The 14688-nt window shown below is 61.2% G+C and carries 14 protein-coding genes; all 14 read right to left on the reverse strand.

Annotated features, from left to right (window positions below; translation table 11 throughout):
• Positions 1-10 precede the first annotated feature (10 nt).
• Positions 11-1387, reverse strand: coding sequence for a F0F1 ATP synthase subunit beta (atpD, locus tag G7Z99_RS09020; protein ID WP_181093347.1), 1377 nt, complete (start codon positions 1385-1387; stop codon positions 11-13).
• 27 nt (positions 1388-1414) lie between these two features.
• A complete protein-coding gene (gene atpG / locus G7Z99_RS09025; RefSeq protein ID WP_181093349.1) occupies positions 1415-2275 on the reverse strand; it encodes a F0F1 ATP synthase subunit gamma in 861 nt (286 codons plus the stop codon).
• Positions 2276-2323: 48 nt separating this feature from the next.
• On the reverse strand, positions 2324-3868 hold the full coding sequence (atpA, locus tag G7Z99_RS09030) for a F0F1 ATP synthase subunit alpha (RefSeq protein ID WP_181093351.1): 1545 nt from the start codon (positions 3866-3868) through the stop codon (positions 2324-2326).
• A 21-nt stretch (positions 3869-3889) separates the two neighbouring features.
• Positions 3890-4426 (reverse strand): F0F1 ATP synthase subunit delta, encoded by a 537-nt coding sequence (locus G7Z99_RS09035; RefSeq protein WP_181093352.1) that lies wholly within the window; start codon positions 4424-4426, stop codon positions 3890-3892.
• Positions 4427-4438: 12 nt separating this feature from the next.
• On the reverse strand, positions 4439-4909 hold the full coding sequence (locus G7Z99_RS09040; RefSeq protein WP_181093354.1) for a F0F1 ATP synthase subunit B: 471 nt from the start codon (positions 4907-4909) through the stop codon (positions 4439-4441).
• A gap of 58 nt (positions 4910-4967) precedes the next feature.
• The gene (gene atpE / locus G7Z99_RS09045; protein ID WP_003097235.1) at positions 4968-5225 is read right to left on the reverse strand and encodes a F0F1 ATP synthase subunit C; all 258 of its coding nucleotides are present in this window, start codon (positions 5223-5225) and stop codon (positions 4968-4970) included.
• A gap of 145 nt (positions 5226-5370) precedes the next feature.
• Positions 5371-6240 carry a F0F1 ATP synthase subunit A gene (atpB, locus tag G7Z99_RS09050; protein ID WP_181093355.1) on the reverse strand — a complete coding sequence of 290 codons (870 nt, stop codon included), beginning with the start codon at positions 6238-6240 and terminating at the stop codon, positions 5371-5373.
• Positions 6241-6247: 7 nt separating this feature from the next.
• Positions 6248-6664 (reverse strand): F0F1 ATP synthase subunit I, encoded by a 417-nt coding sequence (locus tag G7Z99_RS09055; RefSeq protein WP_181093357.1) that lies wholly within the window; start codon positions 6662-6664, stop codon positions 6248-6250.
• A gap of 148 nt (positions 6665-6812) precedes the next feature.
• Complete coding sequence (locus G7Z99_RS09060; RefSeq protein ID WP_181093358.1) at positions 6813-7685, reverse strand: ParB/RepB/Spo0J family partition protein; 873 nt, start codon at positions 7683-7685, stop codon at positions 6813-6815.
• 9 nt (positions 7686-7694) lie between these two features.
• Positions 7695-8486, reverse strand: coding sequence for a ParA family protein (locus tag G7Z99_RS09065; protein ID WP_181093360.1), 792 nt, complete (start codon positions 8484-8486; stop codon positions 7695-7697).
• Positions 8487-8504: 18 nt separating this feature from the next.
• The gene (gene rsmG, locus G7Z99_RS09070; protein WP_181093362.1) at positions 8505-9155 is read right to left on the reverse strand and encodes a 16S rRNA (guanine(527)-N(7))-methyltransferase RsmG; all 651 of its coding nucleotides are present in this window, start codon (positions 9153-9155) and stop codon (positions 8505-8507) included.
• Positions 9152-11044, reverse strand: coding sequence for a tRNA uridine-5-carboxymethylaminomethyl(34) synthesis enzyme MnmG (gene mnmG / locus G7Z99_RS09075; protein ID WP_181093364.1), 1893 nt, complete (start codon positions 11042-11044; stop codon positions 9152-9154). Before mnmG ends, rsmG begins: the two co-directional genes overlap by 4 nt.
• Before the next feature lie 510 nt (positions 11045-11554).
• Positions 11555-12925, reverse strand: a complete 1371-nt coding sequence (mnmE, locus tag G7Z99_RS09080) for a tRNA uridine-5-carboxymethylaminomethyl(34) synthesis GTPase MnmE (RefSeq protein ID WP_181093366.1) — start codon at positions 12923-12925, stop codon at positions 11555-11557.
• Between the two features lie 84 nt (positions 12926-13009).
• Positions 13010-14686, reverse strand: coding sequence for a membrane protein insertase YidC (gene yidC, locus G7Z99_RS09085; protein ID WP_181093367.1), 1677 nt, complete (start codon positions 14684-14686; stop codon positions 13010-13012).
• Between the last annotated feature and the right edge of the window lie 2 nt (positions 14687-14688).

Below are 14688 nucleotides of genomic sequence, written 5' to 3' on the forward strand. Positions count from 1 at the left end.
GGCGCCGGGATTACAGTTTCTTGGCTTTCTCAACCGCTTCGTCGATGCTGCCGACCATGTAGAACGCTTGTTCTGGCAGGTGGTCGTAGTCACCCTTGAGGATGCCGCTGAAGCCTGCGATGGTGTCTTTCAGGGAAACGTATTTACCCGAGGCACCGGTGAAGACTTCGGCCACGAAGAACGGCTGGGACAGGAAGCGCTGGATCTTACGAGCACGGGAAACCAGCTGCTTGTCGGATTCGGACAGTTCGTCCATACCCAGGATCGCGATGATGTCCTTCAGCTCTTTGTAGCGCTGCAGCACGTACTGGACGCCACGGGCGGTCTCGTAGTGCTCGTTGCCGATCACGTTCGGGTCCAGCTGGCGCGAGGTCGAGTCCAGTGGGTCGACCGCTGGGTAGATACCCAGAGAGGCGATGTCACGGGACAGAACGACGGTGGCGTCCAAGTGGGCGAAGGTGGTCGCCGGCGACGGGTCGGTCAAGTCGTCCGCTGGTACGTATACCGCCTGGATCGAAGTGATCGAGCCCTGCTTGGTGGAGGTGATACGCTCCTGCAGAACACCCATCTCCTCGGCCAGGGTCGGCTGGTAACCTACTGCGGAAGGCATACGGCCCAGCAGTGCGGATACTTCGGTACCGGCGAGGGTGTAACGGTAGATGTTGTCGACGAACAGCAGAACGTCGTTGCCTTCGTCACGGAACTTCTCGGCCATGGTCAGGCCGGTCAGTGCGACGCGCAGACGGTTTCCTGGTGGCTCGTTCATCTGGCCGTAGACCAGTGCGACCTTGTCCAGAACGTTCGAATCCTTCATCTCGTGGTAGAAGTCGTTACCCTCACGAGTACGCTCACCCACACCGGCGAACACGGAATAACCGCTGTGCTCGATGGCGATGTTACGGATCAGTTCCATCATGTTGACGGTCTTGCCCACGCCGGCGCCGCCGAACAGGCCGACCTTGCCGCCCTTGGCGAACGGGCAGACCAGGTCGATGACCTTGATGCCGGTTTCCAGCAGGTCGTTGCCGCCTGCCTGCTCTGCGAAGGAAGGCGCCGCGCGGTGGATGCCCCAGCGCTCTTCTTCACCGATCGGACCGGCTTCGTCGATGGGGTTGCCCAGGACGTCCATGATACGACCCAGGGTCGCCTTGCCGACCGGTACTGCGATGGCAGCGCCGGTGTCGGCAACGCTCAGGCCACGCTTGAGGCCTTCGGTCGAACCCATGGCGATGGTACGAACCACGCCGTCGCCCAGCTGCTGCTGAACTTCCAGGGTGGTTTGCGCGCCTTCTACCTTCAGCGCGTTGTAAACGCTCGGCACCACGTCGCGTGGGAATTCCACGTCGATGACGGCGCCGATGATTTGAACGATGCGTCCGCTACTCATAGCTGGATCCTCTGAATATGTGAACCGTTAAACCGCGGCAGCGCCGCCGACGATTTCCGAGATCTCCTGGGTGATCGCAGCCTGACGCGCCTTGTTGTAGATCAGCTGGAGGTCGCTGATCAGGTCACCGGCGTTGTCTGTGGCGTTCTTCATGGCGATCATCCGGGCAGCCTGTTCGGCCGCATTGTTCTCGACCACCGCCTGGTACACCTGCGACTCCACGTAGCGCACCATCAAGCCGTCCAGCAGCTCCTTGGCGTCGGGTTCGTACAGGTAATCCCAGTGGTGCTTGAGTTCTTGATCCGGGGTTGCCACCAACGGTACCAATTGCTCGACCGTCGGCTGTTGCGTCATGGTGTTGATGAACTTGTTCGACACCACGGAGAGGCGATCGATACGGCCTTCGAGGTAGGCATCCAGCATGACCTTGACGCTGCCGATCAGATCGTTGATCGACGGTTCTTCGCCCAGGTGGCTGATCGCAGCTACCACGTTGCCACCAAAGCTGCGGAAGAAAGCCGCACCCTTGCTACCGATCACGCACAGGTCGATTTCGACGCCCTGCCCGCGGTTGGCGTTCATGTCCTTGACCAGGGCCTTGAACAGGTTGGTGTTCAAGCCACCGCACAGACCACGGTCACTGCTCACCACGACATAACCGACGCGCTTGACTTCACGCTCGTTCATGAAAGGGTGGCGGTATTCCGGGTTGGCGTTGGCCAGATGACCGATCACCTGGCGGATACGCTCCGCGTAAGGGCGGCTGGCAGCCATGCGCAGTTGTGCCTTGCGCATTTTGCTGACCGCCACTTTCTCCATGGCGCTGGTAATTTTTTGCGTGCTTTTGATGCTCGCAATCTTACTGCGAATCTCTTTTGCGCCTGCCATGTATCACCTATCAGGTTAGCAAGCGGGGGCACAGGCCCCCGCTGCGGCTTACCAGGTCTGGGTGGCCTTGAACTTCTCGATACCGGCTTTCATGCCAGCGTCGATTTCGTCGTTGAAGTCACCTTTCACGTTGATCCTGGCCATGAGGTCGGCGTGATCGCGGTTGAAGTAGGCGATCAGCGCTTGTTCGAAGCTACCGATCTTGGCGATTTCGACGTCGGTCAGGAAGCCACGCTCAGCGGCGTACAGCGACAGAGCCATGTCCGCGATGGACATCGGCGCGTACTGCTTCTGCTTCATCAGCTCGGTGACGCGCTGACCATGCTCCAGCTGCTTGCGGGTCGCTTCGTCCAGGTCCGAGGCGAACTGGGCGAAGGCCGCCAGTTCACGGTACTGGGCCAGCGCGGTACGAATACCACCGGACAGCTTCTTGATGATCTTGGTCTGAGCGGCACCACCTACGCGGGATACCGACACACCGGCGTTCACTGCAGGGCGGATGCCCGAGTTGAACATGGCCGATTCCAGGAAGATCTGACCGTCGGTGATCGAGATCACGTTGGTCGGAACGAACGCGGAAACGTCGCCAGCCTGGGTTTCGATGATCGGCAGCGCGGTCAGCGAGCCGGTCTTGCCGGTCACGGCACCGTTGGTGAACTTCTCGACGTATTCTTCGGAAACGCGCGATGCACGCTCCAGCAGACGGGAGTGGAGATAGAACACGTCACCTGGGTATGCCTCACGTCCTGGTGGACGGCGCAGCAGCAGGGAGATCTGACGGTAGGCCACGGCCTGCTTGGACAGGTCATCGTAGACGATCAGCGCGTCTTCGCCGCGGTCACGGAAGAACTCGCCCATGGTGCAGCCGGCGTAAGGCGCCAGGAACTGCAGTGCGGCGGATTCGGATGCGCTGGCAGCCACGATGATGGTGTTGGCCAGGGCGCCGTTCTCTTCCAGCTTGCGGACGACGTTGGCGATGGTCGACTGCTTCTGGCCGACGGCCACGTAGACGCAGAAGATGCCGCTGTCACGCTGGTTGATGATGGCATCGACCGCCATCGCGGTCTTGCCGATCTGACGGTCACCGATGATCAGCTCGCGCTGACCACGGCCGACCGGGATCATGGCATCGACAGCCTTGTAGCCGGTCTGGACCGGCTGGTCCACCGACTTACGCCAGATCACGCCAGGCGCGACTTTCTCGACGGCGTCGGTCTCGGTGTTGTTCAGCGGACCTTTGCCATCGATCGGGTTACCCAGGGCGTCGACGACGCGACCCAGCAGTTCCTTACCAACCGGAACTTCCAGGATGCGGCCGGTGCACTTGGCACTCATGCCCTCGGCGAGAGAGGTGTACGCGCCCAGTACGACCGCACCTACGGAGTCTTGCTCCAGGTTCAGGGCCATACCGTACACGCCGCCCGGGAACTCGATCATTTCGCCGTACATGACGTCGGCCAGACCGTGGATCCGCACGATACCGTCGGAAACGCTGACGACGGTACCTTCGTTACGGGCTTGGGAGCTCACATCGAGTTTCTCGATGCGGCCCTTGATGATTTCACTAATTTCGGAAGGATTGAGTTGCTGCATTGCTCTGCTGCCCCTTCAAACTCAAGATTTCAATGCTTCGGCCAGTTTCGCGATCTTGCCGCGAACAGAGCCATCGATTACCAGGTCGCCGGCGCGGATGACGACGCCACCGATCAGGCTGGCATCCTCCGACGCGTGCAGGCGCACTTCCTGGCCTAGCCGTGCACTGAGAACCTTGGCGAGTTTGTCTTGCTGTTCTTGGTTCAATGCAAATGCACTGGTGACGTCCACATCCACGGATCGCTCCTGCTCGGCCTTGTACAGCTCGAACAGTTCGGCAATCTCCGGCAACAGCAGGAGACGGTCGTTTTCCGCGGCAACGTGAATGAAATTACGTGCCTCTGCATCAAACTTGTCACCGCACACGTCAATGAACGTGGCGGCCTTTTCTGCGCTCGTCAGTCGCGGGGCCTTGAGCAGGCGCTGCATGGTGTCGTCTTCCGACACCGCAGCAGCCAGGCCGAGCATGGCTGACCAATTGGCCAGTTGCTGATGGGCCTGGGCGTGCTCGAAGGCAGCCTTAGCGTAAGGTCGGGCCAACGTGGTCAGTTCTGCCATGATCGCCCTCGCTTAAATTTCAGCGGCCAGTTTGTTAACCAGCTCCGCATGCGCGTTTTGATCGATTGTGGCGCCAAGGATCTTTTCAGCACCGCCGACGGCCAGGCTGCCCACTTGGGCACGCAGGGCGTCTTTGACGCTGTTGAGTTCCTGTTCGATCTCGGCCTGAGCCTGAGCCTTCACACGGTCAGCTTCGACACGAGCCTGTTCACGGGCTTCGTCGACAAGCTGAGCAGCGCGCTTCTTGGCTTGCTCAATGATTTCAGCCGCCTGTGCTTTTGCTTCACGCAGTTGCTGACCCACTTTCTCTTGGGCCAGCTCCAGGTCGCGAGCAGCGCGGTTGGCAGCGTCCAAACCATCGGCAATCTTCTTTTGACGCTCCTGCAGAGCCGTAATGACCGGAGGCCACACGTACTTCATGCAGAAGACGACAAAAATCAGGAAAGCAACGGATTGGCCAATCAGGGTTGCATTAATATTCACGCCAACACCTCGCTCGGTCTTCGTTCATCACAGCCAGTCACTCGTGGTAGACGAGTGATTAGCCGGCGATCTGACCAACGAAGGGGTTTGCGAAGGTGAAGAACAGGGCGATACCAACGCCGATCATGGTCACGGCGTCCAGCAGGCCGGCGACGATGAACATCTTGACCTGCAGCATCGGAACCATTTCTGGTTGACGAGCAGCACCTTCAAGGAACTTGCCGCCCAGCAGGCCGAAACCAATGGCGGTGCCCAGTGCACCCAGACCGATCAGCAGAGCAACAGCGATAGCGGTAAGACCAACTACAGTTTCCATCTTTCCTCCCGACTTTTTACGTCGTATTGGTTAGGTTTTTTAATTGAAGCGGTAAAACAAATCGTCAGGTACAACGGCCCTTGCGGACTTTTTCCAGCCTTCCTCCCGGACGAGCGAGGAAGGCGATCAGACACGCCAGGCGGTCTTAATGGTTATCTTCGTGCGCCATCGACAGGTAGACGATGGTCAGCATCATGAAGATGAAGGCTTGCAGGGTGATGATCAGGATGTGGAACACCGCCCACGCCCACTGCAGCACCACACCCAGGCCGCTCAGCCAGAGGATGCCGGCGCCGAACATCACCGCGATCAGGATGAACACCAGCTCGCCGGCATACATGTTGCCGAACAGTCGCAGGGCCAGCGAGATCGGCTTGGCGATCAGGGTGACGAACTCGAGCAGGAAGTTGACCGGGATCAGCAGGATCTGCAGGAAGATGTTCTTGCTGCCGAACGGGTGCAGGGTCAGTTCGCCGAGGAAGCCGCCCAGGCCCTTGATCTTGATGCTGTAGAAGATGATCAGCGCAAAGACCGAGAAGGCCATGGCCAACGTCGCGTTCGGGTCGGTGGTCGACACGGCGCGGAACGGGATGTGCGGATCACCCGAGATCAGGATGGCCAGCTGCGGAATCCAGTCCACCGGCACCAGGTCGATGGCGTTCATCAGGAACACCCAGACGAAGATGGTCAGGGCGAGCGGTGCGATGACCGCACTGCGGCCGTGGAAGGAGTCCTTCACGCTGCCGTTGACGAAGTCGACCAGCACCTCGACGAAGTTCTGCAGGCCGCTCGGTTGACCCGAGGTCGCCTTCTTCGCCGCCATGCGGAAGATGAACAGGAAGATCAGGCCCAGGGCAACCGACCAGCCCAGGGTGTCCAGGTGGAATGCCCAGAACCCCATCGCCTTGGCTTCGGCAGCCGAATGGGCCAGGCCCCAGCTGCCGTCTGGTAGTTGACCGTAGGTCAGGTTCTGCAAGTGGTGCTGGATATAGCCCGAAGCGGTTTCTGCTGCCATGGTTGCCTCAAACGCCCTTAGGTCTTGAAAGTCTTTTATTCATTAGCAGGGGCGCGAACCAGCTGACCAACTGGGTCAGCACGAAGACGCCGAATACTGCCAGCGGCGCCAGTGGCTTCACTCCTGCGAAGGTCAGTGCGAACAGCACTGCCGTGATAATCAATTTGCCTGCCTCGCCAGCGTAGAACGACTTGACGATGGCCTGCGCTGCCCGGGCGCCGTTGAAACGAAACGCCTTCCAGGCGAAGTACAGGTTCGGCAGCCAGGCGATCAGGCCTCCGCAAAGACCTGAGTAACCGCTGATGACGCCTTGCCATTGCCACAGCACCACGGCTGCCAGCAGTAACACGATGCATTGAGCCGCCAGCACCGGAAAAACTGCCCAGCGATGGAACGGCAGGCGGTTTGGCGTGCGTATTTCCATTGCTGCGGCTCCTCGGAGTCGGCCTTCAAGTCAACGATGACTTGGCATAATTTGTGCCGACAAAATGCGCGCAGAGTATAGGGGGGGATGTCCCCCTATTCAACTCTTGGGTGGCGTTTTCCGGCTGCGTGGTCTTTGGCGAATTGTTTCAGCGAATGTGTGCAAGTACGCCCTGCAACTCGTCCAGCGAGTTGTAGCGAATCACCAGCTGCCCTTTGCCCTTCTGGCCATGCTTGATCTGCACCGCCGAGCCCAGGCGCTCTGCCAGCCGCTGTTCCAGACGACTGATGTCAGGGTCGGGCTTGGCCTGCTCGGCAGGCTCGGGCGTATCGCTCAGCCACTGCCGAACCAGCGCTTCGGTCTGACGGACGGTCAGCCCACGTGCGACAACGTGTCGCGCCCCTTCGACCTGTCGATCTTCACCCAATCCGAGCAGAGCACGGGCATGGCCCATCTCCAGATCACCATGGGCAAGCATGGTCTTGATGGCCTCTGGCAGGCTGATCAGACGCAGCAGGTTGGCGATGGTCACCCGCGACTTGCCGACGGCATCGGCCACTTGCTGCTGCGTCAGTTCGAATTCCTGCTGCAGGCGCTGCAACGCCATGGCTTCTTCGAGCGGATTGAGGTCTTCGCGCTGGATGTTCTCGATCAGCGCCATCGCGATGGCGGCCTCGTCGGGCAGCACACGCACCATGGCCGGGATCGTATCCAGGCCAGCCTGCTGGGTCGCCCGCCAGCGGCGTTCGCCTGCGATGATCTCGTAGCGTTCATCGTCGATCGGACGCACCACGATCGGCTGCATGACGCCGTGGGCGCGAATCGAGTGCGCCAGCTCTTCCAGCGCCTGGGGATCCATGTCCCGGCGTGGCTGGTACTTGCCACGCTGGATCAGGTCGACCGGCAGGTGCTGCAGCTCCTTGCGATCGACCTTGACAGCCTGCTCCTCGAGCGCGCTGACCGAAGGACCGCTGAGCAGCGCATCCAGCCCGCGTCCGAGACCCCGTTTCTTGACGGCCATGCGGATTCCTTAACTTGTCTGTGCGGCGCGGGAGGGGCGGCGCTGACGACGCACCAGTTCGGTGGCCAGGGCCAGGTACGCGACCGCGCCCTTGGACTGCTTGTCGTAGGCCAGGGCCGGCATGCCGAAGCTCGGCGCCTCGGCCAGGCGGATGTTGCGCGGAATGACGGTGTCGTACAGCTGCTCGCCGAAGTGTTCCTTGAGCTGCGCCGAGACATCGTTGTTCAGGCTCAGGCGCGGATCGTACATCGTCCGCAGCAGGCCTTCGATCTTCAGCGCCGGGTTGAGCTTGGCGGCGATGCGCTTGATGTTGTCCACCAGGTCGCTCAGCCCTTCCAGCGCGTAGTACTCGCACTGCATGGGGATGATGACGCCATCGGACGCCACCAGCGCGTTGAGCGTCAGCATCGACAGCGACGGCGGGCAGTCGATGAGGATGAAATCGTAGTTCTCGCGGATCGGCGCCAGGGCATTGCGCAGTCGGCTTTCCTTGACCTGCATCTCCAGCAGTACCACTTCGGCGGCAGTGAGGTCGCGGTTGGCCGGCAGCAGCTGGTAATGGCCGTGCTCGGAGATGTGCATGGCCTGGGCCAGGTCGCACTCCCCGATGAGCAGGTCGTAGACCGAGTGCTCGAGCACGTGCTTGTCCACACCGCTGCCCATGGTCGCGTTGCCCTGCGGGTCGAGATCGATCAGCAGCACCCGGCGCTTGGTAGCGGCCAGGGACGCGGCGAGATTGATGCAGGTGGTGGTCTTGCCCACGCCACCTTTCTGGTTCGCGATTGCGAATACCTTAGCCATTGATGCGTGTGTTCCCCGTCATGCCTTGCGGCGCAGTATCAGTAGATGGCGCTGGCCTTGGCAACCCGGAACGGTCAAGGCCTGCTCGCTTTCCACTGTGAAGTCTGCCGGCAATGCTACCAGTTCGTCGGCAGGATGCAGCCCTTTCATTGCCAACCACCGCGTTTCGGTGTTGCCCAGGTGACGCGTCCAGCCGGTGAAGTTCTCCATGCTGCTGAACGCACGGGAGACGATCCCGTCGAAGGGCTGCTCAGGCGTGAACGCCTCGACCCGGCTGTGGATAACCTGCAGGTTGTCCAGCCCCAGCTCCAGCTTCACCTGGGTGAGGAAACGGGTCTTCTTGCCATTGCTGTCGAGCAGGGTCACCGATTTCTCGGGGTGCAGGATGGCCAGCGGCACGCCAGGCATGCCACCTCCGCTACCGACATCCAGCCAGCGGTTGCGGTCGTCGTCGATGAAGGGCATGACGCTGAGGCTGTCGAGCAGGTGCCGGGAGACCATCTCGTCAGGGTTCCTCACCGCCGTGAGGTTGTAGGCCTTGTTCCACTTGATCAGCAAGGCGAGATAGCCCAGCAGCCGTTCGTGCTGACGTGGGCTCAAGGCAACACCCAACGCCTGGGCGCCTGTGGACAACTCGTTGGCATGTACAGCGGTGACCAGGGAACTCAAACGCTTTGCTCCAGTTCGCGGCCTGCGCCGCGTTTTTTCAGGTGGATCAGCAACAGGGAAATCGCCGCCGGGGTGACACCCGGGATACGCGATGCCTGGCCCAGCGTTTCAGGACGGGTCTGGCCCAACTTGCCCTGAATCTCCTTGGACAGCCCCGAGATCGAGACGTAGTCGATATCCACAGGCAGGCGAGTGTCCTCGCTGGCACGCAATCGCGCAATCTCTTCCTGTTGACGATCGATGTAGCCGGCGTACTTGGTCCTGATCTCCACCTGTTCGGCCACCTGCGGCTCGGCGGGCGCCGTGCCCAGGGCCTCGGACAGGCCGGCGTAGTCCACTTCCGGGCGGGTCAGCAGGCTCATCAGGCTGTACTCATGGCTCAGGGGGGTGCCGAAGCGCTCGCTGACCGCCTGGCCTTCGGGCGTGTTCGGGCGTACCCAGGTGCTGCGCAGGCGCTGTTCTTCACGCTCGATCCCTTCGCGCTTGGTGCAGAACGCTGCCCAGCGTGCGTCGTCGATCAGGCCCAGTTCACGGCCTTTCTCGGTCAGGCGCAGGTCGGCGTTGTCTTCGCGCAGGATCAGCCGGTATTCGGCGCGCGACGTGAACATGCGGTACGGCTCCTGGGTGCCCAGGGTGATCAGGTCATCGACCAGCACGCCGATGTAGGCTTCGTCGCGACGTGGACACCAGGCGTCCAGGCCGCGCGCCAGCAGCGCAGCGTTGGTCCCGGCCAGCAAGCCCTGGGCGCCGGCTTCTTCGTAGCCGGTGGTGCCGTTGATCTGCCCGGCGAAGAACAGGCCGGCGATGACCTTGGTCTCGAGGCTGTACTTGAGGTCCCGCGGATCGAAGTAGTCGTATTCGATGGCATAGCCTGGGCGCACGATGTGGGCGTTCTCCATGCCACGAATCGAGCGTACCACCTGCAGCTGCACGTCGAACGGCAGGGAGGTGGAGATGCCGTTGGGGTACAGCTCGTGGGTCGTCAGGCCTTCCGGCTCGATGAACACCTGGTGGCTCTGCTTGTCGGCGAAGCGATGGATCTTGTCTTCGATCGAAGGGCAGTAGCGCGGACCGATGCCTTCGATCATGCCCGAGTACATGGGCGAACGATCCAGGTTGGCCGCGATGATCTCGTGGGTGCGTTCGTTGGTGTGGGTGATCCAGCAGCTCACCTGGCGGGGGTGCATCGCCGCATTGCCCATGAACGACATGACCGGGATCGGGGTATCGCCTGGCTGTTCCGACATCACCGAAAAGTCCACCGAACGCCCGTCGATACGCGGTGGTGTCCCGGTCTTGAGACGGCCGACCCGCAATGGCAGTTCGCGCATCCGGTTGGCCAGGGCGATGGCCGGGGGGTCGCCGGCCCGACCACCGGAGTGGTTCTGCAAGCCGATGTGAATGAGCCCGCCCAGGAACGTGCCGGTGGTCAACACCACGGCATCGGCCATGAAGCGCAGACCCATCTGCGTGACCACGCCCTTGACCTGATCCTGCTCGACGATCAGGTCATCGCACGATTGCTGGAATATCCACAGGTTCGGCTGGTTCTCCAGGATCTCGCGCACCACGGACTTGTAGAGCGCGCGGTCGGCCTGGGCCCGCGTTGCCCGTACGGCCGGGCCCTTGCGGTTGTTCAGCACACGGAACTGGATACCGCTCTTGTCGGTGGCCAATGCCATGGCACCGCCGAGCGCATCGATCTCCTTGACCAGATGGCTCTTGCCAATGCCGCCGATCGCGGGGTTGCAGCTCATGTGACCGAGGGTTTCCACGTTGTGGGTCAGCAGCAGGGTCTTGACCCCCATGCGTGCCGATGCAAGCGCAGCCTCGGTACCGGCATGGCCGCCGCCGATGACGATCACTTCAAAACGGGAAGGGAAATCCACCACGCACCTCGTGCCTGTATCGCAAAGAGAAAAGTAAGCCGACAAGTATAGGGACTTCCTCTAGGTGCGGGAAAGCGTTTGGGCAAAATTTGATCAACCTGTGGATGAACGGCAAATACAGATTCAAGGAAAGAAATTAAGAAAAGCTTGTTTTTATGTTTATTTCTATAGAGCCAACTTTCTGTGGATAGATTGCTGTGGACCATTACTCATAAGGGTTTCAGCGTTTCAAAACCCTGTTATCCACTGGGGTTGAGGGCTCTGGATAACTCTGTGCAAGCTGTGGATGAAAGTATTACTTATGCACAGGTGGTTTTATGCACAGGCGAGATCGTAGGTTATCAACGGTGCTAAAGTACGGTTGTACACAGGGCTTACTGAGGCCGAGAAAGGGTCATCGAGGCAGGGAGAGGGGGAAGACGTCCGACAGGGGGTGTCGGGACGACCTTTCGTTGCGAAGGGTCGGGAACAGAAAAGGGCCGATCTCAGACAGAGATCGACCAGGCTTGATTACTTGCCGATGCAGAAGCTCGAGAAAATGCGACCCAGCAGATCATCGGAGCTGAAGGCCCCGGTGATTTCGCCCAGCGCTTGTTGCGCCTGGCGAAGGTCTTCGGCCAGCAGCTCTCCAGCGCCTGCCAGGGTCAGCTGCGCGCGACCGTGTTCCAGATGGTCACTGGCCTGGCGCAGGGCCTCCAGGTGGCGTCTGCGCGCGCTGAAGCCGCTTTCCGCCGTCTGCTCGTAACCCATGCAGGCCTTGAGATGATCACGCAGCAGATCGAGCCCTGCGACCTGCTCACCCGCGCTCAAGGTCAAGGTCACATGGCCATCGCTGTTATCCACACGTCCGATGGTCTCGCCGCTGAGATCGGCCTTGTTGCGGATCAGCGTCACTTTCGACGGTTCGGGCGGCTCGCTCAGGAATTCGGGCCACAGGCCGAATGGGTCACGGCCTTCGGGTGCGGTGGAGTCCACGACCAGCAGGACGCGATCGGCTTCATGGATAGCCTTGAGCGCCCGCTGCACGCCGATCTGTTCGACCTGATCCTCGGTGCTGCGCAGACCGGCCGTGTCGACGATGTGCAGAGGCATGCCGTCGATGTGGATATGTTCGCGCAGGATGTCACGGGTGGTACCGGCAATGTCGGTCACGATGGCGGCTTCGCGCCCGGCCAGGTGATTGAGCAGGCTCGACTTGCCGGCATTCGGGCGACCTGCGATGACCACGGTCATGCCGTCCCGGAGCAAGGCGCCCTGCCCGGCTTCCCGTTGCACGGTGGATAACGTGGCACGCACGCCATCGAGCAGGCCGAGCACCACGCCATCCCCCAGGAAGTCGATCTCCTCCTCGGGAAAGTCGATGGCAGCTTCCACGTAGATCCTAAGGGCGATGAGCGCTTCGGTGAGCATCTCCACGCGCTTGGAGAACTCCCCTTGCAGGGACCGCAAGGCATTGCGAGCGGCCTGTGCAGAACTGGCCTCGATGAGGTCGGCGATGGCTTCGGCCTGGGCCAGGTCCAGCTTGTCGTTGAGGAATGCCCGTTCGCTGAATTCACCAGGACGGGCCAGACGGCAACCCAGTTGTACACAGGCCTGCAGCAGCATGTCCATGACCACCGGCCCCCCATGCCCTTGCAGCTCCAGCACGTCTTCGCCCGTGAACGAATGAGGCCCGGCGAAGAACAGGGCGATCCCTTCGTCCAGAATCAGCCCTTCCTCGTTCTTGAAAGGCCCGTAGTGGGCGTGCCGCGGGGTCAGGTCGCGTCCGGTCAATACCCGGCCGGCTGCGCGGGCCAGAGGGCCGGAGAGCCGAACGATGCCGACACCGCCCCGGCCCTGGGCCGTAGCGATGGCGGCGATGGTGTCTCGCGTGATGTTCATGCAATGGACCTCTACGACAAATCGACAGATAGCAAAAACGCCCCCGAAGGGGCGTTTTCATTCACAGGCTAGCGCACCGCGCGATCAGGCGGCAGCGTTCTTGCTGGCCTCGATGCGACGGGTGATGAACCACTGCTGAGTGATCGACAGGCAGTTGTTCACAACCCAGTACAGCACCAGGCCGGCCGGGAACCACAGGAAGAAGAAGGTGAAGACGATCGGCATCATCTTCATGACCTTGGCCTGCATCGGATCCGGCGGCGTCGGGTTCAGGCGCTGCTGAATGAACATGGTCGCGCCCATGATGATCGGCAGGATGAAGAACGGGTCCTTGATGGACAGGTCGGTGATCCACAGGATCCACGGTGCCTGGCGCATTTCGACGCTTTCGAGCAGTACCCAGTACAAGGCCAGGAAGACCGGCATCTGCACCAGGATCGGCAAGCAGCCGCCCAGTGGATTGATCTTCTCTTTCTTGTACAGCTCCATCATCGCCTGGGACATCTTCTGGCGATCGTCACCGTATTGTTCTTTCAGCGCCTGGACACGTGGCGCCACGGCGCGCATGCGGGCCATCGAGCGGTAGCTGGCGGCGGACAGCGGGAAGAACAGGCCTTTGATCAGCATCGTCAGGACGATGATCGACCAGCCCCAGTTGCCCAGCAGGCTGTGGATATGTTGCAGCAGCCAGAAGATCGGCTGCGCGATGAACCACAGGAAGCCGTAGTCGACCGTCAGTTCCAGGCCTGGGGACAACTCTTTCAGCTTGGCCTGGCTCTTGGGACCCGCGTACAGCGTCGTGCTGGTCTGGACCTGGGCACCTGGCGCCGCGCTGAGCGCAGGGCCGGTGTAGCCGATGATGTAGTTGCCCTGGCTGTCCTTGCGGGTCTGGACGATGTTGTTGTCGGACTTGGCCGGGATCCAGGCGGTCACGAAGTAGTGCTGCAGCCAGGCGACCCAGCCGCCGGCCACGGTTTCCTTCAGGCTGCCCTTGTCGATGTCTTTCATCGACACTTTCTTGTAGGGCTCCGAACTTGTCCACAGCGCAGCGCCGAGGTAGGTCGCCGTGCCAGTCGCGGTGCTGGAAGACGGATCGGAACTGGCATCTCGCTTGAGCTGGGCGAACAGGTTGCCGGTCCAGGCCTGGGCGCTCTGGTTGTCCACCAGGTAGGTGACGGTCAGGTCGTACTCGCCACGCTTGAAGGTGAAGCGCTTGGTGTAGTTGACGCCCTTGTCGCTGAACGTCAGGTCCACGACCAGTTGCTCCTGGCCATCGGCCAGCTGATAGCTGCGCTTATCCACAGCGTACAGAGGACGGCCCGACGCACGGGCATCCGGACCGTCGGTACCGGTCAGGCCGCTCTGGGCCAGGTAGGTACGCTCACCGCCATTGTCGAACAGCTGGAACGGAATGTCCGGGTGGTCCTGACGGCGAGGGAACTGCGGCAGCCGCAGCTGGACGATGTCGCCCCCCACGGGATCGATAGCCAAGTCCAGTACATCGGTCTTGACGTGGACGAGGTCCTTGCTGGCGGCGACGGGTGCCAACTCGGGCGTGCTGGCGGCGCTACCGGTGCTAGGTACGTCGGCGCTGGCGCCATTGTTGTCCACAGGCACGGTGTCAGGCAGGGTCGGAGCGACGTTGCTGGAAGCAGTCTGAGTCGGCAAGGCGGCCTGACCGTAGTCCTGGTTCCATTTCAGGACCAGCACGTAGGCCACGATTGCCAGGGCGACGATCAGGATCGTGCGTTTAATATCCATGA

The organism is Pseudomonas entomophila (assembly GCF_013523165.1).
In the GTDB taxonomy this organism is placed as follows: Bacteria; Pseudomonadota; Gammaproteobacteria; order Pseudomonadales; family Pseudomonadaceae; genus Aquipseudomonas; species Aquipseudomonas entomophila_A.

Excerpts from the sequence above, each read along its gene's own strand:
- G7Z99_RS09060 (WP_181093358.1), bottom strand. The coding sequence starts at position 7,685 with ATGGCCGTCAAGAAACGGGGTCTCGGACGCGGGCTGGATGCGCTGCTC.
- atpB (WP_181093355.1), bottom strand. The coding sequence starts at position 6,240 with ATGGCAGCAGAAACCGCTTCGGGCTATATCCAGCACCACTTGCAGAAC.
- G7Z99_RS09055 (WP_181093357.1), bottom strand. The coding sequence starts at position 6,664 with ATGGAAATACGCACGCCAAACCGCCTGCCGTTCCATCGCTGGGCAGTT.
- atpE (WP_003097235.1), bottom strand. The coding sequence starts at position 5,225 with ATGGAAACTGTAGTTGGTCTTACCGCTATCGCTGTTGCTCTGCTGATC.
- G7Z99_RS09065 (WP_181093360.1), bottom strand. The coding sequence starts at position 8,486 with ATGGCTAAGGTATTCGCAATCGCGAACCAGAAAGGTGGCGTGGGCAAG.
- mnmE (WP_181093366.1), bottom strand. The coding sequence starts at position 12,925 with ATGAACATCACGCGAGACACCATCGCCGCCATCGCTACGGCCCAGGGC.
- G7Z99_RS09035 (WP_181093352.1), bottom strand. The coding sequence starts at position 4,426 with ATGGCAGAACTGACCACGTTGGCCCGACCTTACGCTAAGGCTGCCTTC.
- atpA (WP_181093351.1), bottom strand. The coding sequence starts at position 3,868 with ATGCAGCAACTCAATCCTTCCGAAATTAGTGAAATCATCAAGGGCCGC.
- atpG (WP_181093349.1), bottom strand. The coding sequence starts at position 2,275 with ATGGCAGGCGCAAAAGAGATTCGCAGTAAGATTGCGAGCATCAAAAGC.
- yidC (WP_181093367.1), bottom strand. The coding sequence starts at position 14,686 with ATGGATATTAAACGCACGATCCTGATCGTCGCCCTGGCAATCGTGGCC.
- atpD (WP_181093347.1), bottom strand. The coding sequence starts at position 1,387 with ATGAGTAGCGGACGCATCGTTCAAATCATCGGCGCCGTCATCGACGTG.